Consider the following 23791-nt stretch of genomic DNA (forward strand, 5'->3'; position numbering starts at 1 on the left):
AAAGAAACGGAGCACAAATGGCAAAAGCGGAAGTTGCGGCAATTGAGAAACGGTGCGAGCAAATCGCGGCGGACATGGGCTACGAGCTGGTGGACGTTGCGATTGAAAAGGAACCGACGGGAAAGTACCTGCGGTTCTATATCGACCGGCCGGAAGGCATCTCCCTGGATGACTGCGAAGCGTACCACAAGGCTGTCCGCCAGCTGGCCGACGCGCTGGATTACGACTTCATGGAAGTCTCCTCGCCGGGGATTGACCGCCCGCTGAAGAAGGACCGCGATTTCGAGCGCGCGCTGGGAACAGAAGTGGAGATCAAGCTGTTCAAGGCGATTGACGGCGTGAAGGTGATTACCGGAACGCTGGCCGGGCTCGAAGACGGAGACATTGTGCTGGATACGCCGGAAGGTGAGAAGCGGGTTGCCCGCAAGGCCGCCGCGCTGGTGAAGCCGATCGTCGATATGAGTGGTGTGGAAGACGTCGACCTCGGCGACGAAACGGAACAAGAATAATCATTGCATTGACAACGGATACGAAAGAGAGGATGCACCAATGAAGTCGGAAGTTATTGAAGCCATCAGAATGCTGGCAAAGGAGAAGGAAATCAGCGAGGAATCGCTGTTCGGGACCATTGAGGAGGCGCTGAAGGCTGCTTACAAGAAGAACCTTCCGAAGGGCGAGAACGCTCCGAACAACCTGGACGTGACGGTGAACCGGGAAAACGGCGCCATTTCCGTGTATGCCCGGAAGCTGATCCTGGAAGACGAGGAAATCGAGGATCCCACGAACCAGATTTCCCTGAAGGACGCGCAGAAGATCAATCCCACCTACCAGATGGGCGACATCGCCGAAGTGAACGTGACGCCGAACGGCTTCCTGCGGGTGGCCGCGCAGACGGCGAAGCAGGTGATCATCCAGCATATCCGTGAGGCGGAGCGCGGCAAGATCTACGACGAGTATGTGGAGAAGGAAAGCGAAATCCTGACCGGTATCGTCGAGCGGATTGAGCCGAAGGTTGTGTATGTGGACCTGGGCCGGACCGAAGGCGTGCTGGAAAAGGACGAGATGATCCCAGGCGAAACCTTCCATGACGGTGACCACATCAAGGTTTACATCCTGGAGGTGCACCGCAGCAACCAAAACTCCGGATACACCCCGCAGGTGTATGTGAGCCGGATCCATCCGAACCTGGTGAAGCGCCTGTTCGAAATGGAAGTGCCGGAAATCGCCGGTGGTATCGTGACGATCAAGAACATCGCCCGTGAAGCCGGAAGCCGGACCAAGATCGCCGTGCACAGCGCGGACATGCTGATCGACCCCGTCGGCGCCTGCGTCGGACAGCGGGGCGGCCGTGTGGACCGGGTTGTGGCTGAACTGAAGGGTGAGAAGATCGACATCATCAAGTGGAGCAGCAATCCCGCGGAATTTGTGGCGAACGCCCTGAACCCGGCGCACGTGCTGAGCGTGTACCAGGCCCGGGATGAAAAGGCCTTCCGCGTGATCGTTCCGGACAACCAGCTGAGCCTGGCCATCGGCAAGGAAGGACAGAACGCCCGCCTGGCCGCGAAGCTGACCGGATGGAAGATCGACATCAAGAGCCAGAGCCAGGCCGCCGAAATGGACGACATGGTGGACGAGAACGGCCAGGCGACCGAATACGTGCAGGTGGAGACGCCCACGTATGACAGCTTCACGATGGACTTCGACGCCAGCCTGATGGGCGACGACGACACGATGTAAGGAGCACAGATGAAGCCGAAGAAGATCCCCATGCGGATGTGCGTCGGATGCCGGGAAATGAAGGAAAAGAAGACGCTGATCCGGGTGGTGCGGAATCCCGAGGGAGAGGTTTCCATCGATCCCACGGGGAAGAAGAGCGGCCGGGGCGCCTATGTATGCCGGAATCCGGAATGCCTGAAGCGCGCGATTAAGCAGAAGCAGCTGGAACGCCAGCTGGAAGCGGTGCTGGGACCGGAAACGGCCGAGGCGCTGCAGGCGGAGCTGGCGGCGGCGCTCGCGGGAGAAGCCCATGAATGAGCAGCGGCTGAAGGGCCTGATGGGCCTGTGTGTACGGGCCGGCCAGGCGGTGTTCGGTGAGGACGCGTGCCGGAAGGCCATAACGACCGGGCAGTGCGGAATCCTGCTGACAAACGGCGACATGAGCCGGAACACGCGGGAACGCTACGAGCGCGTGTGCGAAGTGACCGGAACGGAGATGGCGGTGCTTCCGGCAGGACTGCTGGAAGAGGCGACCGGACGGCCCGGGGCAGCGATGGCCGTAAAAACGGGATCGTTCGCGGAACAGATATCCTGCTGTATGAAACAGGACAGCTGAGGAATACCAACTACGACTATTTTAGATGCCGGAAAACGGCGGGGGGACAAACGTCGAATGGCGAAGGTAAACTTGAAAGATGCCACCAAGGGACTTGTGGACGAGGCTTCCGAAATTCTGGAAAAGGCCGTAGGAATGCGCCGTGAGGCGGATTCCCTGATGGACGCGCTCCGCAGGATGGACGCGGAGATGAACCGCCAGAAGGAAGAGGAGGAATTCCGCCGGAAGCAGCAGGAGCAGCTGAAGGCCCAGTCCGCCCACACGAAGGCGTTCACCATGCTGGACGAAGACGAAAAGCAGATGATGGAAGCTGCCATGCAGGAAGAGCAGGTAGCCGCCGCCGAGGCGCCCGCGGAGGAGAAGAAACCCGAACCGAAGCAGGAAGCGGAAGAACCGGTGAAAGCCGAAGCCAAGGCAGAGCCCAAGGCTGAAGAAAAGCCGGAAGCCCCTGCGGCGGAAGAAGAAAAGAAAGAACCCGCGCCGGAACCCGCGAAGCCTGCCCGCCCGGCAGAGCCGAAGAAACCGGCGATCGGCCAGATTGTGAGCCGGCCCGGAGATGCCCCGCAGCGTCCGGCCCAGGGCACAGCACGCCCGGCAGGACAGCCTGGCCAGTATGGCCGTCCGGCAGGACAGCCCGGCCAGCCCGGTCAATACGGCCGTCCGGCGGGACAGCAGGGCCCCTATGGCCGTCCGGCAGGACAGCCCGGCCAGCCCGGTCAGTACGGTCGTCCGGCGGGACAGGGCCCCTATGGCCGTCCGGCAGGACAGCCCGGCCAGCCCGGTCAGTATGGCCGTCCGGCAGGACAGGGTCCCTACGGCCGTCCGGCAGGACAGCCCGGCCAGCCCGGTCAGTATGGACGCCCGGCAGGCCAGCAGGGACAGTTTGGCCGTCCGGCAGGCGGCCCCCAGGGCGGAGCACGCCCGCAGCAGGGCGGCGGATTCGGCCAGAACCGCGGCGGCGGTGCGGGCCGTGCCCGGACCCCCGAGCTGACGGTTCCGATGGAAAAGGAACGGGTATCCAACTATGACCCGAACAAGAAGAACTATATCCGCCAGCACGATCCGGAGCATGTGAGCCGGAACCGGAAGCAGGCGAGCAAGAACACCTTCAACGGCTATGACGATGAGGTGATCCGCGGCGGCAAGCGCGCCCGGGCCAAGAAGCCCAGCGCCCAGCAGATGATGGCGCCCATCAAGATTGAGACGGCGTACATGGCCGGCGACACCATCACCGTGCGCGACCTGACCGAAAAGATCGGCAAGCCCGCCGGCGAAATCATCAAGAAGCTGTTTATGCTGGGCAATATGGCCACCATCAACAGCGAAATCGACTTTGATACCGCCCAGCTGGTATGCTCCGACTTTGAGATTACCCTCGAGCGGAAGCAGGAACAGACGGCCGAAGCCGCGCTGGTTGCCGAAGACTTTGACGATACCGAGGAGAATCTCGTGACCCGTCCGCCGGTTGTGACCATCATGGGCCACGTTGACCACGGCAAGACGAGCCTGCTGGACTACATCCGCAAGAGCCGGGTGACGGCCGGGGAAGCCGGCGGCATTACCCAGCACATCGGTGCGTACACCGTGGACGTGGACGGACGGCAGATCACCTTCCTCGACACCCCCGGCCACGAAGCGTTTACCGCCATGCGTGCCCGCGGAACCCAGGCGACGGATATCGCCGTACTGGTTGTCGCGGCGGATGACTCCGTAATGCCGCAGACCGTTGAATCCATCAACCACGCCAAGGCGGCCGAAGTGCCGATCATCGTGGCGATCAACAAGATGGACAAGCCGGCCGCGAACCCCGAGAAGGTAAAGCAGGACCTGACCCAGTACGGCCTGGTGTGCGAAGACTGGGGCGGCGAGACGATCTGCGTGCCGGTATCCGCGCATACCGGCGAAGGCGTGGACGAACTGCTGGAGATGATCCTGCTGCAGGCGGACGTGCTGCAGCTGACGGCCAACCCGAACCGGATGGGCCGCGGCGTTATCATCGAAGCGAAGCTGGACAAGGCCCGCGGACCCCTGGCGACCGTGCTGCTGCAGAACGGTACGCTGCACGTGGGCGACAGCATTATCGCGGGTATGGCTTCCGGCCGTGTCCGCGCGCTGATCAACGACAAGGGCGAGCGGGTGGAATCCGCCGGTCCGTCCATGCCGGTTGAGATCATGGGCTTTGACGACGTGCCGAGCGCCGGTGACGAGATGATCGCCGTGAGCGACGACCACCTGAGCCGCCAGGTTGCGGACGAGCGCCGCGAGAAGCTGAAGGCCAGCCGCGAGGCCACCATGGCCAAGATGAGCATGGAGAACCTGTTCTCCACCATCGAGGCGGGCAAGGTGACCACGCTGAACCTGATTATCAAGGCAGACGTGCAGGGCTCCGTGGAAGCGGTGAAGCAGGCCATGGAGAAGCTGAGCAGCGACGAGGTGAAGATCCGCGTGCTGCACAGCGCTGCCGGCGCCATCACCAAGGACGATGTGAACCTGGCTTCCGCGTTCAACGCCATCATCATCGGCTTCAACATCCGGCCGGATGCTTCCGCCCGGGAAGCCGCCGAAAAGGCGAAGGTGGACGTGCGGCTGTACACCGTGATTTACAAGGCCATCGAGGATATGGAACTGGCCATGAAGGGCATGCTGGAGCCGGAGTACCGCGAGGTGCTGCTGGGCCATGCCGAGGTGCGGAACGTATTCAAGATCACCGGTTCCGGCATCATCGCCGGCTGCTATGTGCAGGACGGCAAGGTGCAGCGGAACGCGGGTGTCCGCCTGCTGCGTGACAACGTGGTTGTATTCGAAGGCAAGCTGAGCAGCCTGCGCCACCTGAAGGATGACGTGAAGGAAATGGCAGCCGGCTATGAATGCGGTATGAGCCTGGAAGGCCACAACGATATCAAGGAAGGCGATATCGTCGAGTGCTACATCATGGAGGAAATTCCGCGCTGAGATTTGCGGAAGATCTTCGGACGAGAATTGATTAAGGATTAATCATGAGCAGTTATCAGAGAATTGACCGGATATCGGAAGAAGTCCGCCGTGAGCTGGACGCGATTATCCGGGAAGAGCTGAACGACCCCCGGGTGGACGGAACCTTTTCCATCACCCGGGCGGAAGTGACCGGCGACCTGCGCTTTGCGAAGGTCTATGTGAGCGTGCTGGAGGATGACAAGCGGGACGGGCTGATGGAAGCCCTGAAGAACGCCAAGGGATTCATCCGCCGCTCCCTCGGAAAGCGGATGATTATCCGCTACGCGCCGGAGCTGATTTTCGTCAGCGACAAGAACATTGAGTATGGCGTGCATATCGCCAAGGTGCTCTCGGAAACCATCAAGACAAATGATGACGGGGGAGAACCGGATGAAACGGAATCCTGAAGCGGTTGCTGAAGCGATACGGGAAGCCCGGAAAATCGCGATTGTGAGCCATGTGAACCCGGACGGGGACACAATCGGCTGCGCGGCCGCGATGCGCCTCGGACTGCTTTCCCTGGGGAAAGAAGTCGAAATGTATTGCGAGGATCCGGTGCCGGAGTACCTGGCGTTCCTGCCGGGCGTGTACATGTTCCGTACCCCCGGGGAGAACGACGGGCCGTTTGACCTGCTGCTTTCGGTGGACGTAAGCGACATCAAGCGGATGGGCAAATGCGAAGCGCTGCGGAAGGTGAGCCGGAAAACCGCGCAGATTGACCATCACGGGACCAACCCGGAATTTATGGAGATCAACAGCGTGGACGGGGACGTACCGGCCGCATGCGTGCTGGTGCGCGAACAGCTGAAGGTGCTGGGCGTGGAGCTGACCGAGGATATTGCGAAATGCCTTTACACGGGCATCAGCACGGATACCGGGAACTTCGCCTTCTCCACCACAAGCGCGGAATGCTTTGAAGTGATGAGCGAGCTGATGCAGGCCGGGCTGCCGCTGGCTGAGCTGAACCGGATGCTGTTCCGCGTGAAAAGCCGGCCGCACATCAAGCTGCTGGGCCGGGCGCTGGAAAGCCTGACGTTCCGCGGCTACGGCCAGATCGCCGTGATGAAGCTGACACAGAAGGATTTTGAGGACAGCAATGCAACCGGAGAGCACGCGGATACCATCGTCAACTACGGGCTGGATACCATAGGGACGACGATGGCGCTGCTGGCCCGGGAAACCGCAGGCGGAATGATCAAGATGAGCCTGCGCGCCAAAGAACCGGCCCGGGTGGATGACGTTGCCCAGATCTTTAACGGCGGCGGTCATGAACAGGCGGCCGGAATCACGATGCCGGGCACGCTGGATGAAGCAACCGAGCGTGTGCTGGCAGAAATGGAGCGGAAGATTAAAGCGGAATGAATGGCTTTTTCAATATCATGAAGCCCTCCGGGATGAGCAGCGCCGCCGTGGTGGCGGTGATGCGGCGCCTGACGGGTGAAAAACATGTGGGCCATGCCGGGACGCTGGATCCGGAAGCCGCGGGTGTTCTGCCTGTGATGACAGGGAAGGCCGCGCGGCTTTTTGACTATTTGGTGGACAAGGAAAAGGAATACGAGGCGGTATGCGCCTTCGGCAGCCGGACGGACACACAGGATGCGACCGGTACAGTGCTGGAGACGGGCGAAAATTACCCGGACCTGGACACCGTGCGGGAAAAGGCCGCGGAACTGACCGGCGACATCATCCAGAAGCCGAGCATGTACAGCGCGATCAAGGTGGGCGGGAAACCGCTCTATGCGCGGGCCCGGAAGGGCGAAACCGCCGAAGTGCCGGAGCGCACGGTGCATATCTATGCCATTGAGGTGGCAGGCGAGGAGCCGGACCACGGCGTACGCATCCGGGTGAAGTGCGGCAAGGGCACCTATATCCGGACACTGTGCGAGGACCTGGGAAAGAAATGCGGCTGCCCCGCGCATATGCGGAGCCTGGTGCGCATCCGGAGCGGCGTGTTTACCCTGGATACTGCCATCCCGCTGGACGAAGCGCGGCAACTGGCGGAGCGGGGTGAACTGCTGCGCCGGATGATGGCGCCGGACGCGCCGATCGGGCATATTCCCCGGATTGACATCCGGCCGCGGTACGGCAAGGCGGTGGCTGCCGGGGCGAAGCTTCCGGCGGAAGCCGTGATGAATGAGCTGCCGTCGGACGGGACAATCGTCCGGGTTTACCTGGAAAACCAATTCTGGGGCATGGCGGAGCGGCAGGGAGACCTGATCGTATGGCGGGCTGTGATTGCGCCGGAAAACTGATATTCAGGAGAAAGACAAAGCATGAAAGTGATTTGGCAGAAGGAAACTGCCGGGGCACGGATTGTGGCGCTGGGCACCTTTGACGGGGTGCACCGGGGCCACCGGGAGCTGCTGGATACGGCGATCCGCTATGCCCGGGAGAACAGGATCCGGATGCGGGTATGTACGTTTGACCGGCACCCGCTGGAGGTGATCCGGCCGGAATTTGCGCCGAAGATCCTGACGACGATTCCGGAACGGGCCGGCCTGCTGGCCAAAGCCGGGGCGGACGAGACGGCGCTGATCCGTTTCCGCAGGGAAATTGCGGACATGGAGCCGGAAGACTTCCTGGCGATGCTGCGGGAGACGGTCCAGCTGCGGGCAGTCGCGGCCGGATGGAACTACACCTTCGGCCGGCAGGGCCGGGGAACTGCCGATATGCTGCGCGAAGACGGGGAGAAGCATGGATACGATGTACTGATCCAGCCGCCGGTGACCATGGAAGACGGGACACCGGTTTCCTCCAGCGTGATCCGCGAAAAGATTTCCTCGGGAAAGATCCGGGAAGCGGAAGAACTGCTGGGGCATGAGTATGAGGTGAGCGGCCGGATACCGGACGATGCCGTGACGACAGAAGCAGAAGAATTTCCGGTCCGGGTGCCGGCACGGAAGCAGCTCCCTGCGGGCGGAGCCTACTCCTGCCTGGTGAAGACCCATGACGGACTGTACGCGGCGGCGGTAAACGTTTGCGGCGGAGACGGCACCGTAACGGCGCGGCTGCTGCCGGAGACGGCGGCGGACATCGCCGGAAGGGCCGTGCGGCTGGTGTTTACGGACCGGCTGCACATGGCATAGATGGTAGAAAATCGGACATTTCGTTGCCTTGTAATACAAGATATCGGAATGGTATAATAATATGGTATGTAGTTATCGGAACCCGGACGGAACCGGAGGAGGTTCAGTATGCCAGCTACGAAGTTTGACAAGGAATCGATTAAAAACACGATCATCGGAAAGGTGCAGCGGTACAACGGCCTGCCCATCGAGGAAGCCTCGAACGCGCAGATTTACCGCGCGCTGGCTTCCACGGTGCGCGACCAGATTATGCAGAAGGTTGTGGAATGCCGTGATATCCGCAAAAAGAGCAAGGGCAAGCGCCTTTACTACCTGAGCGTGGAATTCCTGATGGGCCGCAGCATGTACTGCAATATGCTGAACCTGCTGTCCACGAAGGAATATACCGAAGCGCTGCAGGAACTGGGGATTGACCTGCGGGAGATCCTGAAGGAAGAGCCGGAACCCGGCCTGGGCAACGGCGGACTCGGCCGCCTGGCCGCCTGCTTCCTGGACAGCCTGAGCAGCCTGAACCTGCCGGCGATGGGCTGCACCATCCGCTACGAATACGGCCTGTTCCGCCAGAAGATTGTGGACGGACAGCAGGTGGAGCTGCCGGACAGCTGGCTGGACAACGGCAACGCATGGGAAACCGCCCAGATGGAGGACACCTGCGAGGTGCACTTCGGCGGCCATGTGGAAGAAACCATGATTAATGGGCAGCAGAAGTTTGTGACCCGTGACTACTATACCGTGGAAGCGGTTCCGTACGACATGCCGGTGGTCGGCTACGATGCCGTGACCGTGAACCCGCTGCGCATGTGGTCCGCCCGGAGCCCCAAGAAGCTGGACCTGAAGGACTTCAGCGAAGGCCGGTATGTGCAGGCTTCCGAGGAGATTGAGCTGGCCGAGACGATCAGCAAGGTGCTGTATCCGGAAGACCGGCACTACGAAGGCAAGATGCTGCGGCTGAAGCAGCACTACTTCTTCACGAGCGCCTCGCTGCAGTACATCCTGAAGGAATACAAGCAGACCTTCGGCAACGACATGTCCAAGCTGCCGCAGAAGGTGGTTATCCATATCAACGACACGCATCCCGGCATGGCGATTCCGGAACTGATGCGCCTGCTGATCGATGAGGAAGGCCTGGGCTGGGACGAAGCGATGAACATCACGCGGCAGACCATTGCCTACACCAACCACACGATTATGGCGGAAGCGCTGGAAAAGTGGCCGGTGAACATGGTGCAGCAGCTGCTGCCGCGGTGCTACCAGATCATCTGCGAGATGAACCGCCGCCTGTGCGAGCGGCTGTGGAACTTCTTCCCGGGAGACTGGGACCGGATTGCCCGGATGGCCATCGTAAGCTACGACAACGTGCATATGGCCAACATGCTGGTGGCGATGAGCTACTCCGTGAACGGCGTGAGCAAGCTGCACGGCGAGATCCTGAAGGAAGAAACCTTCCATGACTTCAACCTGGTGATGCCAGAGAAGTTCAGCGCGATCACCAACGGCATTACACACCGCCGCTGGCTGATGAGCTGCAACCCCGAGCTGACCGACCTTATCAACCGGTCGATCGGTACGGACTGGATCCGCGAGCCCGAAAAGCTGAGCGAGCTGCGTCCCTTTGCGGATGACGCCGCGTTCCGCGAGGAGTTCGCGAAGATCAAGCAGCACAACAAGGAACGCCTGGCGAAGATGCTGAAGGACCGCCAGAACGTGGACGTGGATCCCGCGTTCATGTTTGACGTCCAGGCCAAGCGCCTGCACGAGTACAAGCGGCAGATGCTGAACGCGCTGCACATCCTGGTGCTGTATAACCGGATTGTGAACGACGAGAACTTTACCATGCAGCCGCGCGTGTTCATCTTCGGCGCGAAAGCCAGCCCCGGATATACCCGCGCGAAGCAGATCATCCGCATGATCTGCGCACTGAGCCGGCTGATTGAAAAGCATCCGCGGGCCCGGAAGATGCTGCAGGTGGTGTTCCTGGAGAACTACGACGTGAGCAGCGCGGAAGTGTTGATTCCCGCGGCGGAAGTTTCCGAGCAGCTGAGCACGGCCAGCAAGGAAGCCAGCGGCACCGGCAACATGAAGTTCATGATGAATGGCGCGGTGACCATCGGCACGCTGGACGGCGCGAACGTGGAAATCAGCGAGCAGGTGGGGATGGACAACATCTACATCTTCGGCATGCGGAGCAATACGGTGCGCGATATGTACCGCGAGAACACCTATAATCCCATGACGATCTACGAATCGAACCATGAGATCCGCGAAGCGATGACCCAGATGATCGACGGCACGCTGATGCCCGAGAATCCCGCCGCCCTGCAGGAACTGTACCACAGCCTGCTGCTGGGCAGCTGGGGAAGCATCGGCGACAGCTACTTCGTACTGAAGGATTACGGAAGCTACTCCATGGCGCAGAAGCGGCTGAACGCCGACTATGCCGACCAGGTGAAGTGGCAGAAGATGGCAGTGACCAACACGGCCATGTCCGGTATCTTCTCCTCTGACCGCACGATCCGCGAGTACAACGAGAAGATCTGGCACCTGGAACCGCTGGCAAAGCCCGGAAAAAAGAAATAAGGGAACAAAAAAGGAACCGGAATTTTTCATCCGGTTCCTTTTTCTATGGGAAGGATTACTTGCCGAAGAGGCTCTTGATCTTGTCAAGCAGGCCTTTGCCTTCCTTCACGACATCACCGACGTTGCTGCCGAGCTTTTCGGTAACGCCCTTGACGACCGCGTCCAGCTGGTCCTTATCCAGGTCGATGCCGAGGAGTTCCTTGATGGCGCCGAGCGGATCCGAGGTGAACTTGCCGATCAGGTCCTTGTTGCCGGTCAGCTTCGGTACGAGTTCGGAGATAATTTTCTGGATATCCATGAAAAAGCCCCCTTCTATTTTTTGAATCGGATATCAACCATCCGATTTGTATTATATATATTATACAAAACAGGAAACGGCATGACAAGAGGAAACGGAAAATTTCCATATAGCAGAAGGGCTTCGGGGTTGAAACCGGAAGGGGAAATGGAGTACAATACAGGCAGCAGAACCGGAAAATAGAAAAGGAGGCATCCGTATATGGCAACAAAGAAGGTTGGAGCGCTGATTAAGGAAGCGCGCACGGCCGCAAAACTGACCCAGGAAAAGCTGGCCAAGGCGGCCGGAGTGACGGCCAATGATATCGGGAAGTGCGAACGGGGAGAGATCGACCTGAGCGCTGCCCAGCTGAAGAAGATTGCGGTAGCCTGCGGCGTGACGCAGACATCCCTGGTAAACGCGCCGAAGAATCTCTCTGCCGCGGCCGCGAAGAAGGCGGCTGCCGCTGCCAAGACCGCTGCCGCCAAGACGACCGCAGCGAAGAAGACGACCACAGCCAAGACCACCACCGCGAAGACCGCCGCAGCGAAGAAGACGACGGCTGCCAAGACAACCGCCGCCAAGACTACGGCAGCCAAGAAGACGACCACCGCCGCCAAGAAGACCACGACAACGGCCAAGAAGCCTGCGGCAGCGAAGACCACCACAGCCAAGAAGACTGAAGCCAAGACCACCGCGAAGAAGCCTGCTGTGCCGGCAAACGCAAACACCTCCATGAAGGTGACGGCGGCCGAGCAGAAGCTGGTGGAAGCCTACCGGGCAGCCACTTCCGACAATAAGAAGATCTCCCTGAAGGTGCTGAAAGGGGAGTACGGCGAGACTGCGCTGAACCTGCTGAACATGGTGGGCGGCGCCGGAAGCGCCGGTTCCAACGCAGCCGACAACATCGGCGACAAGATCGGAACCCTGCTGGGCAACCTGATCGGCGGCGGGAAATAAACCTGACAGCAAATGAAAAACTGCGGTATGGCAGATGCCATACCGCAGTTTGCTTATCTGATTACTTTTCCCGGGATTCCCGGACCAGGGAGATGACCAGGGAAATCACGAGGGTCGGGATGCCGACTGCCCCGGCAAGAACATACCAGCTTGCGCAGAAGTTCTTGAACTGCTCCAGTGCGAAATCGTAGCGGTACCGGGCGCTGAACGCATCGGGGTTATTCGTGACGGTGAGACCGACCACAAATACAACCGTCAGCAGGACGCCGATGAAAATCGCAACCGCGTTGGATTTCGAACGCTGCTTCATCTTACTTCAGGAACTCCTTCTTCATGTAGTATTCCTTACCGTCGATCTTGACCTTGACCCAGGCCTTGTCCTTGGGATAGGTGCCCACAACCTGCACGGTGGTGCCGGGATCGAGGCGCATGACCGCAGAGGACTTGTAGGGCTTGGAGCGGACGTTCACCTTTTCGCCTTCAGGGCAGGTAACGGTGGCCGTGTAGGGCTGGAAAGGAGTCGCCGTGGGCTTGGGAGAGGTATCCACGCCCGGGGCGGGAGTGGCATAACCGCTCGGCAGGGACAGGGTGATGAACTTGTTCTGCATATAGCCGGTTTTGCCGTTCTGCTCGATCTTGTCCCACTTGTCGTTATGCTCGAGGACCTTGATCTCAGAGCCGTAGGGAGCCTTGAAGAGGACGGTGTAGCCGGTGCCGGGGCCCTTGCGGATGTTGACAGACTTGCCGTTGTCACTGGTGACGTAGGCCGTGTAGGCGCCGGGCTTGGGGGTAGGAGTGGCAGGCACATCCGTCGGGGCGGGCTTGGCCGTGGTGAGGAATTTGGTCATCATATAGCCCGTGTTGCTGCCGACCTGGATGTAATCCCAGTCAGCCCCATGGGAAATGACGTTGACTTGCGTTCCGGTGGGATAGTACATGATGATCGCAGACTTGGTGCTCGGTTCCGCACGCAGGTTGACGACGCGGCTGCCGTTGGTGACATAGGCCGTGTAGTTGGCATTGGGCTTGAAGGCGGGGACGGACGCGTTGCCGGAAGCCTTGACCTTCTTCTTGCTCAGCCAGCCGTTCATGACATATCCATAGCCGATGGAGCTCTTGACGTAGTCATACTTTTTGCCGTGGGTGAGCACGGTGACCTTCGCACCGCGGGCAAGACGGCCCACTTCGGTGGAATTGTACGCAACGCCCTCCCGGATGGGAGTATCGTCATTCGTGACCCAGGCAGAGTAGCTCTTGATTTTGGAAATGTACTTGGTCTGGACGTAGCCTTCCTTACCGCCGATGAATTCGACATAAGACCACTTGCTGTCGATCTTCTTGGAATACTTCAGCGCGGTGTCGAGGGAGTAGCTGGCCAGCTTGGTGGCGTCATCCTCGGGCAGCATACGCACGACCAGGGAAGAGGTGTTGACACGGTAGTAGGTGACTGCGGAAGCAATCGCCGGCACCAGCATCAGCAGGACAAGAACCAGGGCCACAACACGTTTTTTCATAGTGATTCCTCCTGTTTTATCCACTCCCGGCCAACCCGGGAGATTCAAATCCAACTTATATTATATCTAAAAAAACATAAAATGCAAACCTGTTCAAAAGGTACAAACGGCGTCATACCGCCATTTTGGCCGGATGAAACCGACCCAAACCACAAGATGTACCCCCCGGGAATCCGGGCAGGCACAAAAAGCGGAAAAACGCGGGAAATTATTAAATTTTTCAGGGCACAAAAAACAGGCCGGCAGCAGGTGCCGGCCCGGGAAAAACGATTACAGCATCAGGCGGTAGATGTTCGCGCAGTCCTCCTCACTGAGGGTGACAAAGCCCGAAATGGAGCCCTGGCGGCCGTCGCCCCAGCAGAGGGCTTTGACCAGCGCGGGGATATCCTCTTCCTTTGCGCCGAGATCCGCGAAATTCTTCGGCATGCCGATGGAAGTGAAGAAGGCACGCAGCTTTTCGATTCCCTCCCGGGCGGTGACTTCCGGATGGGCAAAGTCCATCTGGCAGCCCCAGACGCGGACGGCTGCCTGCGCAAAGCGCATGACATCGTGATTCATGACATAGGTAAACACCGCAGGCAGGGTGACCGCGAGGCCGGCACCGTGCACGCAGTCATACAGGGCGGAAAGCTCATGCTCGATATTGTGGCTGTTCCAGTCCTGGCTGCGGCCGACACCGCAGGAGTTGTTATGGGCCATCATACCGGCCCACATGATGTTTGCGCGGGCATCATAGTTATCCGGATCGGCGATGACGCGGGGGCCTTCGTGGATCATGGTGAGGAGCAGGGATTCGATGAGCCGGTCGGTGACTTCCACCTCTTTGGTGTTGGTGAGATACCGCTCATAGAGGTGCGCCATGATGTCCGTGATGCCGGCGGCCGTCTGGTAGGGCGGGAGGGTCTGCGTGAGGGCAGGATTGAGGATGGAGAAGCGGGGACGGATTGCATCGCCGCTGGCGCCGCGCTTGAACATGCCGTCCTCCCGGGTGATGACGCTGTCCGGGCTGCCTTCGCTGCCGGCGGCGGCAATAGTGAGCACCGTACCGACCGGCAGGGCTTTTTCGATCCGCTTTCCGCTGTAGAAATCCCAGAAATCCCCGTCGTACACCGCACCGGCAGCAATCGCCTTGGAGGAGTCAATGGAGCTTCCGCCGCCGACGGCCAGGATGAAGTCGATGTTTTCCTTTCGGCACAGCTCAATGCCCTCGTAGACGAGGCCGCTGCGGGGATTGGGCCGGACGCCGCCCAGCAGGAAATAGGGGATGCCTTCCGCCTGGAGGGAAGCCTCGACCCGGCCGATGAGACCGGAACGGACAGCGCTGCCGCCGCCGTAATGAATGAGCACGCGGGAACCGCCGAAACGCCTGACCAGCGCACCGGCCTGCGACTCCGTATCCTTGCCGAAAACGAAGCAGGTGGGCGAGTAGAAGATAAAGTTATTCATAAAATCCATCCTTTCCGGAAAGAGTTTCAATAGGTGTAAGACCATCATAAGAGATAGAGTTCACTCTAAGTCAATAACAGGCAGAAATTCTTTTGAAAATCCCCCTTGACTTTATCACAGTAAAGCAGTAATATGATGAAGTATTTTGGCGAGGGGGTTCCCCCGGCCGCCAAAAGAATGTATAGTAGGATGAAACCGAACGGATGAGGTGAACCGGAATGATGATCGAGGATCAGGTAATGGACGCGCAGGAGCGGATCGGCTTCCGCCTCCGGGGACTGTATAACGGCTACGGGTACAGCCGGTACCGGATGGGCAAGTTTGAGGAATACGACCTGTACAGCCGGAACAAGGACTTCCTGTTTTCCGACAGCGTGATTACCTTTACGGATACGAACGGGCGCCTGATGGCCCTGAAGCCGGACGTGACGCTGTCCATAATCAAGAACGGACGGGACAATCCCGGGCAGATCCGCAAGGTATACTACCATGAGAACGTATACCGCGTGACATCCGCCGAGGACGGCTTCCGCGAGCAGACCCAGGTCGGCGTGGAATGCATGGGCAGCGTGGACGGCGCGTGCGTGGCCGAGGTGCTAAAGCTGGCGGCGGAAAGCCTGAAGCTGTGCGCGGATGAGTTTGTGCTGGAAGTGAGCCACCTGGATATCCTGAGCTCCTTTGTGGACCAGATTGCCCCTGACGCGGCAACGCGGGAGGCGATCCTGCACTGCGCCGGGGAGAAGAACCTGCACGGGATCCGCCGCATCTGCCGGGAAAACGGCATTGCGGAAGGCGCCGAGGAGCCGCTGATCCAGCTGCTGAGCCTGTATGGTACGCCGAAGAGCGTAATGCCCAAAATCCGGGCACTGGCCGAGGAAAACGGCGTGGGTGAAGCCGCGGCGGAGCTGGGCCGGGCGGTAGCCGGATTCGCGGGAACCCCGATGGAGAACAAGATCCGCGTGGACTTCTCCGCGACGGGAGACACGAAGTACTACAACGGGATCGCTTTCAAGGGATTCATCAGCGGCATTCCCGGCAGTGTGCTCTCCGGCGGGCAGTATGACCACCTGATGCGCCGGATGGGCCGGCACGACAAGGCCGTGGGATTCGCGGTATTCCTGAATATGCTGGAACGGCTGAACGAGGAGGCAGGGACGAATGCTTAACATCGCACTTCCCAAGGGCAGACTGGGGGAAAAGGTTTACGCCATGTTTGCCGGGGCGGGCTTTGAGTGCCCCGCCCTGCTGGAGAACAGCCGGAAACTGATTTTTGACAACGAGGAAGCCGGCGTCCGCTATTTCTGGGTGAAGCCTTCGGACGTGGCCATCTATGTGGAACGCGGCGCCGCGGATATCGGCGTGGCAGGCAAGGACATCCTGCTGGAGTACCGGCCGGATGTGTACGAGCTGCTGGACCTGAACGTGGGCAAATGCCGGATGGCCGTGGCTGCGCCGGAAGGATTCAAAGACAACCAGGACCGGACGCTGCGGGTGGCAACGAAGTTCAGCCGCATTGCAAGAGACTATTACACCTCCCTCGGACGGGACATCGACATCATCCACCTGAACGGATCGATTGAGATTGCCCCGATCCTGGGACTGAGCGACGTGATCGTCGATATCGTGGAGACGGGGACGACCCTGCGGGAAAACCACCTGGAGGTTATTGAGACCATCGTGCCAATCTCCGCCCGGCTGATTGCGAACAAGGCGGGATTCAAATTCAAGACGGAACCGATTGAACGGCTTGTGAATGAGCTCAGGAAGGAAGTGTCCCAGGAATGATCCGGATTATGAAATACGGCGAGACGCCGAATACGGAGATTTTTGCCCGCACGATGCCGACCGTGAACGTGACGGACACCGTGGCGGAAATTATCCGCAACGTGCGCGAAAAGGGCGACAAGGCGCTGCGGGAATATACAAAGAAGTTTGACAAGGCGACGGTGCGGAGCCTGACCGTAACGAAGAAGGAGATGGAGGAAGGCATCCGGCAGGTGGAGCCGGAATTCATCGCCGTGCTGGAAAAGGCTGCGGCGAACATCCGGAAATTCCACAGCCGGCAGGTGCGGAACTCGTTTATCATCAACGATGAGGATGGCATCGTGATGGGCCAGAAGGTGATTCCTGTGGACCGAGCGGGCCTGTATGTACCCGGCGGCACCGCGGCATACCCCTCCACCGTGCTGATGGATGTGATCCCCGCGAAGATCGCCGGGGTGAAGGAAGTGATCGTGACCACCCCTCCGGGAGCGGACGGGAAGATCAATCCCGTGATCCTGGCGGCGGCGAAGATCGCCGGGGCGGACCGAATCGTGAAGGCAGGCGGCGCGCAGGCCATCGCGGCGCTGGCATACGGAACGGAATCCGTGCCGAAGGTGGACAAGATTGTCGGGCCCGGGAACGCGTTTGTGGCGGAGGCAAAGCGCCAGGTATACGGCGTGGTTTCCATCGATATGATCGCCGGGCCGAGCGAGATCCTGGTGGTGGCGGACGGAAAGAGCAACCCGGCTTACCTGGCGGCGGACCTGCTGAGCCAGGCGGAGCACGACAAGCTGGCCAGCGCGGTGCTGGTGACCGACTCCATGAAGCTGGCCAAGGCAGTCAGCAAGGAGCTGGAGAAGCAGCTGCCGGAGCTGGAACGGTACGAAATCGCCCGGGCATCCATTGACAACAACGGCAAGATCATTGTGGCAGACGACCTGAAGAAGGCCATCGACATCGCAAACGAGATCGCGCCGGAACACCTGGAGCTGTGCGTGGACAATCCGTTTGACTACCTGGACAGCATCCGGCACGCGGGATCCGTATTCATGGGCCGTAACTGCCCGGAGGCGCTGGGCGACTACCTGGCGGGACCGAACCACACCCTGCCCACGCAGGGAACGGCGAAGTTCTCCAGCCCGCTGTCGGTGGATGACTTTGTGAAGAAAACGCAGTATACTTACTTCACGCGGGACGCGCTGGCACGGGTTGCGGAGGACGTGGACCTGTTTGCGCGGAAGGAAGGGCTGACCGCGCACGCGCGCAGCGCCACGATCCGCACCAGGGAATAAAAAGATTAACGGAATCAGGGAGACAGTGGAATATGAGCCGTTATTTTTCGGATAAGTACGCGACCCTGAAGGCATATGTACCGGGAGAACAGCCGCGGAACCAGAAGTACATCAAGCTGAACACCAACGAGAATCCGTATCCGCCGCACCCCGCGGTGGCAAAAGCCGCGGAGGAGGCCGCAAAGAGCCTGCAGCTCTATTCGGACACAGAAAGCACCAGCCTGCGGGCGGCCCTGGCCAAACGGCTGAACGTTTCGATGGATGAGCTGATCATCACAAACGGATCGGATGAGGTGCTGAACTTCGCGTTTATGGCATTCTGCGACAAGCATACGCCGGCGGTATTCGCGGATATCACTTACGGATTCTACCCGGTGTTCGCGCAGATTGACCAGGTGCCGTACCGGGAGATTCCGCTGCAGGACGACCTGACCATCCGGATTCAGGACTATTTCCAGACAGCCGGGACGATCTTCATCGCCAACCCGAACGCACCGACGGCCATTGCCCTGACGCGGGAGGAGATTGTGCAGATCCTGGAGCAGAATCCCTACAACGTGGTGGTTGTGGACGAGGCGTATGTGGACTTCGGCGCGGAAAGCTGCGTGCCGCTGATCCGGGAATATGACAACCTGCTGGTAACCCAGACGTTCTCCAAGAGCCGCAGCATGGCGGGCGCCCGGCTGGGAATCGGCATCGCGAACCCGGAGCTGATCCGGGACCTGAAGACGGTGCAGTTTTCCACCAATCCCTACAACATTGACAGCGTGACCATGGCGGCCGGGACGGTGTGCGTGGAGAACGACGAATACAACATGGAGAACTGCCGCAGGATTATCGAAACCCGCGAGTGGGCCCGGCAGAAATTCGAGGAGCTTGGATTTGAGGTAACGCCTTCCCGGACGAACTTCCTGTTTGCCCGGCACCCGGAAATCTCCGGTGAGGACCTGTACCTGAAGCTGAAGGAACAGGGCGTCCTGATCCGCCACTTCAGCGTGGAACGGATCAAGGATTACAACCGGATTACGATCGGTACCCGGGAAGACATGGAGACGGTGATCGAAAAGATCAGCCGGATCCTGAAAGCATAAAAAGGAGGACTGCGGTATGCGGCAGAGCGAGATCAGCCGGAAGACGGGCGAAACGGACGTGCAGGTCCGGCTGGACCTGGACGGAACCGGAGAATACGCGATTGACACGGGAGTCGGATTCCTGAACCACATGCTGGAGCTGTTTGCCCGGCACGGCCGGTTCAACCTGCAGGTGACCTGCAAGGGCGACACCTGGGTGGACGACCACCACTCCACAGAGGATATCGGAATCGCCCTGGGCCAGGCCTTTGACAAGGCGCTGGGCGACCGGAAGGGAATTACCCGGTACGGGAGCATGCTGCTGCCGATGGACGAGAGCCTGATCGAGAGCGCCGTGGACATTTCCGGACGGGGAATGCTGGCTTACGGGCTGGTCATTCCGACGGAGAAGGTCGGGACATTCGACACCGAGCTGGTGGAGGATTTCTTCCAGGCATTTGCCCAGAACGCGCGGTGCACGCTGCATATCCGCCAGCTGGCGGGACGGAACAGCCACCACATCATTGAGGGGGCGTTCAAGAGCGTGGCCCGGAGCCTGCGGGCGGCCGTGAAGATCGACCCGGACACAGCGGGTGAGATTCCCTCCACGAAAGGAGTACTGTGATGACAGCCATCATTGACTATGGCGTCGGGAATTTGTTTTCCCTTCGCTCCTCCTTCGCGGCAATCGGCGAGGATGCCGAGGTGACTGCCGATCCGGAACGGATCCGGTCGGCAGACCGGGTGATCCTGCCCGGCGTCGGCGCCTTTGAAGACGCCGCGCGCAAGCTGCGGGAAAGCGGACTGGATGAAGTGGTCCGGGAGGAGGCGGCGAAGGGAAAGCCGCTGCTGGGCATCTGCCTGGGAATGCAGATGCTGTTTGAGCGCAGCTATGAATACGGCGAGCATCCGGGACTGGGCCTGCTGAAGGGCGTGATCCGCCCGATGGCCGGTCGGATTCCGGAAAACCTGAAGATTCCCCAGATGGGATGGAATGACCTGAAGATCAAAAAGGAATCCCCGCTGCTGAAGTACACCCGGGAGGGGGATTATGTGTACTTTGTCCACTCCTTCAGCGCGGTGGAATGCGAAGAGTCCCTGCTGGCCACGGTGGAATACGGCGAAGAGATTACCGCGTGTGTCGGCAAGGACAACGTGTTCGGCTGCCAGTTCCATCCGGAAAAGAGCAGCAATACGGGACTGCAGATCCTGCGGGCCTTCTGTGAAACGGAGGGAATCGCATGATCCTGTTTCCCGCGATTGATTTGTTTGAAGGCAAGGCGGTCCGCCTGTTCAAGGGCGACTATGCCCAGATGACCGTTTACAGCGAGCATCCGGAAGAGATCGGGAAGGACTTTGCCGCCTGCGGCACGACCCATGCCCACCTGGTGGACCTGGAGGGCGCAAAGAGCGGCGAGACACCGAACCTGGAGACGGTGATCCGGATCCGGGAGAGCAGCGGACTGTTCTGCGAGATCGGCGGCGGCATCCGGAGCATGGAGGTTGTGAAGCGCTACCTGGACGCCGGGCTGGACCGGGTGATCCTCGGGACGGCGGCGGTGGAGGATGAGAAATTCCTGACCGCGGCGGTGGAAAAATACGGGGAGAAGATCGCCGTCGGCGCGGACGTCCGGGACGGATTTATCGCCGTGAAGGGATGGACGGAAAAATCCTCCATCGGCCTGATGGACTTCTGCCGGAAGATGGAAAAGATCGGCGTAAAGACCCTGATCTGCACGGATATCTCCCGGGACGGCGCAATGCGCGGGACAAACCGCGAAATGTACAGGCAGCTGTCTGAGGAACTGGGGCTGCAGATTACGGCATCCGGCGGGGTATCCAGCCTGGAGGACGTGGAAAGCCTGCGGAAGATGAACCTGTACGGCGCGATTATCGGCAAGGCCTACTACACAGGCGATATTGACCTGAAGAAAGCATTGGAGGCGGCCCGGTGATTACCAAGAGAATTATACCCTGCCTGGACGTGAAGGACGGACGGGTGGTCAAGGGCGTGAATTTCCAGAACCTTGGGGACGTGGATTCCCCGGTGAAGCTGGCCAAGTATTACAGCGACTGCGGCGCGGACGAGCTGGTGTTTTACGACATTACCGCCAGCGCGGAGGGCCGGGCGCTGTTTACGGATATCCTGACGGAAACCGCGCGGACGGTATTCATTCCGCTGACGGTCGGCGGAGGCATCAACACGACGGATGACTTTGACCGTGTGCTGAAGTGCGGTGCGGACAAGGTGTCGGTCAACTCCGGCGCGATCCGGGATCCTTCGCTGGTGGGCAAGGCAGCCAGGCTGTACGGCGACCAGTGCGTGGTGCTGAGCGTGGACGTGAAGCGGGTGGACGGCGTATTCCGGATCTTCGCCAAGGGCGGCCGGGAGAACACCGGGCTGGAAGCAATCGAGTGGGTCCGCCGCTGTGTCGGCGAAGGCGCCGGTGAGGTCGTGGTGAACTCCATGGACACGGACGGCGTGAAGCAGGGATTTGACCTGGAACTGCTGGAGAAGGTGTGCTGCGCGGTGAAGGTGCCGGTGATCGCCTCCGGCGGCGCCGGGAAGATCGAGGACTTCATTACGCTGTTCAAAACGCTGCCCGGTGTGGACGCGGGGCTGGCGGCTTCCATCTTCCACTTCGGGGAAGTGAAGATTGCCGACCTGAAGCAGGAAATGCGAAGGAACGGGATCAGCGCGAGGATCTGAACCGGATTCCGGTAAAATATATACATCTGTAAAGGAGCAGGAAACCATGCTGAATATCGATGAACTGAAGTTTGATGAAAAAGGACTGATTCCGGCGATTGTGACGGATGCCATCAGCGGCAAGGTGCTGACGCTGGCGTACATGAATAAGGAAAGCCTGAAGATCTCCATGGAGAAGGGGCTGACCTGCTTCTGGAGCCGGAGCCGGCAGGAACTGTGGCTGAAGGGTGAGACCAGCGGCAACTACCAGCATATCGTATCCATTACGGCGGACTGCGACCGGGATGCCCTGCTGGTGAAGGTGGAAAAGGACGGCCCGGCCTGCCATACCGGCGCGGAATCCTGCTTCAACGACGAAGTGTGGGAGAGCGATGAGCTGCATGAGTTCACCTACGAAGGGCTGATGAACCTGCTGATCGGCCGGAAGATCGAGAAGAAGGAAGGCTCCTATACTACCTACCTGTTTGAGAAAGGACTGGACAAGATCCTGAAGAAGGTGGGCGAGGAGACCACGGAAGTGATCATCGCCGCGAAGGACAAGGACAAGAAGAACACTGTGTATGAAATCGCGGACCTTGCGTACCACGTCATGGTGCTGATGATTGAAGCGGGGATCTCCCTGGAGGATATCCACCGGGAGCTGGCATCCCGCCATGTGATTGACAAGAAAGTAAAGCAGGAGAAAATGGTCTGATGTTCGATCTTCACATGCATACCGTCTGGTCCGACGGGACGAATACGGCGGAGGAGATGGTACAGGAAGCAATCCGGAAGGGACTGGAAACCGTCGGGATTTCCGACCACAGCTCCGGGGACCCCTGCGGGATGACGCTGGAGCAGAGCGCGGACTACCGTGCGGAGATCGCCCGGCTGAAGGAAAAGTATGCCGGACAGATCCGCGTGCTGTGTGGGCTGGAACGGGACTACTTTACCGACGACTTTGCTGATTACGACTATACGATCGGATCGGTTCACTGGCTTGCCATGCCGGACGGACATCATGTGCCCGTTGACTACATGGCGGAAAAGCTGCGGGAAGGTGCGGACAAGTATTTCGGCGGCGACTTCTACGCCCTGGCGGAAGCTTACTACGCGATGATGGCCAAAGTAGTGGAAGTGACGAAATGCGACATCATCGGGCATTTTGACCTGATTACCAAGTTCATCGAGCAGGATCCTGCCTTTGACACAAACCATCCGCGGTATGTGAAAGCCTGGCAGCAGGCGGCGGATGAGCTGCTGAAGACCGGGAAACCCTTTGAGGTGAACACCGGCGCAATCTCCCGGGGATACCGGACAACGCCGTATCCGGCGAAGGAGATCCGGGATTATATCCGGGAACACGGCGGAAAGCTCATCATGTCCAGCGACGCGCACGCGAAGGAGAATATCGCGTTCCGGTTTGATGAGTGGGAAGGGAAATAAGCAGGGGAAACCCTGCTTTTTCTTTGTAAAAAACATATAATGATGCTCAAACTCAGTAAAACCCGATTTGGGATTTTTCTTGCCTGGTCGCTCCTCAGTTCGCTTCAATCCGAGGAATTTCGTCTCGGGACACGGCTCTCGCCTGTATTCAGCACGCAGCGGCTGCTAAGCTCTGCCGTCGCTTTACAGCTCGGCAATCGCTAAGCATCGGCTTGCTTCATAACGTCCCGAAACGAAACACCCCGGGTTTTCGCTTGTCAGAAAATACTTGCAATTGAAAGGATGTAAAAAATAAAAATCGGCCGGGAACTTTTTCGGATTCCGTGCGTCTGACAGGATGAGACCGGGAGAACCGGACACTGAAA

At 59.5% G+C, this 23791-nt stretch carries 25 protein-coding genes; 21 read left to right on the plus strand and 4 right to left on the minus strand.

Annotated elements, in window-relative coordinates:
• Nucleotides 1–17: 17 nt before the first annotated feature.
• From JNO48_13410 to JNO48_13455, 10 genes are all read left to right on the plus strand, one after another.
• Complete coding sequence (locus JNO48_13410; protein QTE68166.1) at nucleotides 18–509, plus strand: ribosome maturation factor RimP; 492 nt, start codon at nucleotides 18–20, stop codon at nucleotides 507–509.
• A 40-nt stretch (nucleotides 510–549) separates the two neighbouring features.
• Nucleotides 550–1737, plus strand: coding sequence for a transcription termination/antitermination protein NusA (gene nusA, locus JNO48_13415; GenBank protein ID QTE68167.1), 1188 nt, complete (start codon nucleotides 550–552; stop codon nucleotides 1735–1737).
• A 9-nt stretch (nucleotides 1738–1746) separates the two neighbouring features.
• Nucleotides 1747–2034: a YlxR family protein gene (locus JNO48_13420; GenBank protein QTE68168.1), complete on the plus strand. Its 288-nt coding sequence runs from the start codon at nucleotides 1747–1749 to the stop codon at nucleotides 2032–2034.
• Nucleotides 2027–2332 (plus strand): hypothetical protein, encoded by a 306-nt coding sequence (locus tag JNO48_13425; protein ID QTE68169.1) that lies wholly within the window; start codon nucleotides 2027–2029, stop codon nucleotides 2330–2332. The genes JNO48_13420 and JNO48_13425 overlap by 8 nt, the downstream gene beginning before the upstream one ends.
• A 57-nt stretch (nucleotides 2333–2389) precedes the next feature.
• Nucleotides 2390–5284: a translation initiation factor IF-2 gene (gene infB, locus JNO48_13430; GenBank protein ID QTE68170.1), complete on the plus strand. Its 2895-nt coding sequence runs from the start codon at nucleotides 2390–2392 to the stop codon at nucleotides 5282–5284.
• A gap of 44 nt (nucleotides 5285–5328) precedes the next feature.
• Nucleotides 5329–5712, plus strand: coding sequence for a 30S ribosome-binding factor RbfA (rbfA, locus tag JNO48_13435; protein QTE68171.1), 384 nt, complete (start codon nucleotides 5329–5331; stop codon nucleotides 5710–5712).
• Complete coding sequence (locus JNO48_13440) at nucleotides 5696–6667, plus strand: bifunctional oligoribonuclease/PAP phosphatase NrnA (GenBank protein ID QTE68172.1); 972 nt, start codon at nucleotides 5696–5698, stop codon at nucleotides 6665–6667. The genes rbfA and JNO48_13440 overlap by 17 nt, the downstream gene beginning before the upstream one ends.
• Entirely contained in the window at nucleotides 6664–7557 is an 894-nt protein-coding gene (gene truB, locus JNO48_13445; protein QTE68173.1) for a tRNA pseudouridine(55) synthase TruB, read from the plus strand. The genes JNO48_13440 and truB overlap by 4 nt, the downstream gene beginning before the upstream one ends.
• Before the next feature lie 21 nt (nucleotides 7558–7578).
• The gene (locus tag JNO48_13450) at nucleotides 7579–8391 is read left to right on the plus strand and encodes a hypothetical protein (protein QTE68174.1); all 813 of its coding nucleotides are present in this window, start codon (nucleotides 7579–7581) and stop codon (nucleotides 8389–8391) included.
• A gap of 108 nt (nucleotides 8392–8499) precedes the next feature.
• The gene (locus tag JNO48_13455) at nucleotides 8500–10968 is read left to right on the plus strand and encodes a glycogen/starch/alpha-glucan phosphorylase (protein ID QTE68175.1); all 2469 of its coding nucleotides are present in this window, start codon (nucleotides 8500–8502) and stop codon (nucleotides 10966–10968) included.
• A gap of 55 nt (nucleotides 10969–11023) precedes the next feature.
• Here JNO48_13455 and JNO48_13460 read toward each other — a convergent pair whose 3' ends face one another.
• Nucleotides 11024–11266: a hypothetical protein gene (locus tag JNO48_13460; GenBank protein ID QTE68176.1), complete on the minus strand. Its 243-nt coding sequence runs from the start codon at nucleotides 11264–11266 to the stop codon at nucleotides 11024–11026.
• A gap of 201 nt (nucleotides 11267–11467) precedes the next feature.
• Between JNO48_13460 and JNO48_13465 the strand changes: the two genes are divergently transcribed.
• Nucleotides 11468–12205 carry a helix-turn-helix transcriptional regulator gene (locus tag JNO48_13465; protein ID QTE68177.1) on the plus strand — a complete coding sequence of 246 codons (738 nt, stop codon included), beginning with the start codon at nucleotides 11468–11470 and terminating at the stop codon, nucleotides 12203–12205.
• Between the two features lie 61 nt (nucleotides 12206–12266).
• Here JNO48_13465 and JNO48_13470 read toward each other — a convergent pair whose 3' ends face one another.
• The 3 genes from JNO48_13470 to JNO48_13480 all read right to left on the minus strand — a co-directional run bounded on the left by JNO48_13470 (nucleotide 12267) and on the right by JNO48_13480 (nucleotide 15165).
• Entirely contained in the window at nucleotides 12267–12515 is a 249-nt protein-coding gene (locus JNO48_13470) for a hypothetical protein (GenBank protein QTE68178.1), read from the minus strand.
• A 1-nt stretch (nucleotide 12516) separates the two neighbouring features.
• On the minus strand, nucleotides 12517–13719 hold the full coding sequence (locus JNO48_13475) for an SH3 domain-containing protein (protein QTE68179.1): 1203 nt from the start codon (nucleotides 13717–13719) through the stop codon (nucleotides 12517–12519).
• A gap of 270 nt (nucleotides 13720–13989) precedes the next feature.
• Entirely contained in the window at nucleotides 13990–15165 is a 1176-nt protein-coding gene (locus JNO48_13480) for an iron-containing alcohol dehydrogenase (GenBank protein QTE68180.1), read from the minus strand.
• A 218-nt stretch (nucleotides 15166–15383) separates the two neighbouring features.
• Between JNO48_13480 and JNO48_13485 the strand changes: the two genes are divergently transcribed.
• Genes JNO48_13485 through JNO48_13530 form a run of 10 tightly spaced genes read left to right on the plus strand, consistent with a single transcriptional unit; the run spans nucleotide 15384 to nucleotide 23426 of the window.
• A complete protein-coding gene (locus tag JNO48_13485; protein QTE68181.1) occupies nucleotides 15384–16331 on the plus strand; it encodes an ATP phosphoribosyltransferase regulatory subunit in 948 nt (315 codons plus the stop codon).
• Nucleotides 16324–16950 (plus strand): ATP phosphoribosyltransferase, encoded by a 627-nt coding sequence (locus JNO48_13490; protein QTE68182.1) that lies wholly within the window; start codon nucleotides 16324–16326, stop codon nucleotides 16948–16950. Before JNO48_13485 ends, JNO48_13490 begins: the two co-directional genes overlap by 8 nt.
• Entirely contained in the window at nucleotides 16947–18221 is a 1275-nt protein-coding gene (gene hisD, locus JNO48_13495; GenBank protein QTE68183.1) for a histidinol dehydrogenase, read from the plus strand. The genes JNO48_13490 and hisD overlap by 4 nt, the downstream gene beginning before the upstream one ends.
• A gap of 32 nt (nucleotides 18222–18253) precedes the next feature.
• A complete protein-coding gene (locus JNO48_13500) occupies nucleotides 18254–19312 on the plus strand; it encodes a histidinol-phosphate transaminase (GenBank protein ID QTE68184.1) in 1059 nt (352 codons plus the stop codon).
• A gap of 16 nt (nucleotides 19313–19328) precedes the next feature.
• Entirely contained in the window at nucleotides 19329–19916 is a 588-nt protein-coding gene (hisB, locus tag JNO48_13505) for an imidazoleglycerol-phosphate dehydratase HisB (protein QTE68185.1), read from the plus strand.
• A complete protein-coding gene (gene hisH / locus JNO48_13510) occupies nucleotides 19916–20536 on the plus strand; it encodes an imidazole glycerol phosphate synthase subunit HisH (GenBank protein ID QTE68186.1) in 621 nt (206 codons plus the stop codon). Before hisB ends, hisH begins: the two co-directional genes overlap by 1 nt.
• Complete coding sequence (hisA, locus tag JNO48_13515; protein QTE68187.1) at nucleotides 20533–21246, plus strand: 1-(5-phosphoribosyl)-5-[(5-phosphoribosylamino)methylideneamino]imidazole-4-carboxamide isomerase; 714 nt, start codon at nucleotides 20533–20535, stop codon at nucleotides 21244–21246. The genes hisH and hisA overlap by 4 nt, the downstream gene beginning before the upstream one ends.
• On the plus strand, nucleotides 21243–22001 hold the full coding sequence (gene hisF / locus JNO48_13520; protein QTE68188.1) for an imidazole glycerol phosphate synthase subunit HisF: 759 nt from the start codon (nucleotides 21243–21245) through the stop codon (nucleotides 21999–22001). Before hisA ends, hisF begins: the two co-directional genes overlap by 4 nt.
• A gap of 46 nt (nucleotides 22002–22047) precedes the next feature.
• Nucleotides 22048–22695: a bifunctional phosphoribosyl-AMP cyclohydrolase/phosphoribosyl-ATP diphosphatase HisIE gene (locus tag JNO48_13525; protein QTE68189.1), complete on the plus strand. Its 648-nt coding sequence runs from the start codon at nucleotides 22048–22050 to the stop codon at nucleotides 22693–22695.
• Complete coding sequence (locus tag JNO48_13530) at nucleotides 22695–23426, plus strand: histidinol-phosphatase (GenBank protein ID QTE68190.1); 732 nt, start codon at nucleotides 22695–22697, stop codon at nucleotides 23424–23426. The genes JNO48_13525 and JNO48_13530 overlap by 1 nt, the downstream gene beginning before the upstream one ends.
• Nucleotides 23427–23791: the final 365 nt, after the last annotated feature.

The organism is Clostridiales bacterium (assembly GCA_017569285.1).
Classification (GTDB): domain Bacteria; phylum Bacillota; class Clostridia; order Christensenellales; family Aristaeellaceae; genus Aristaeella.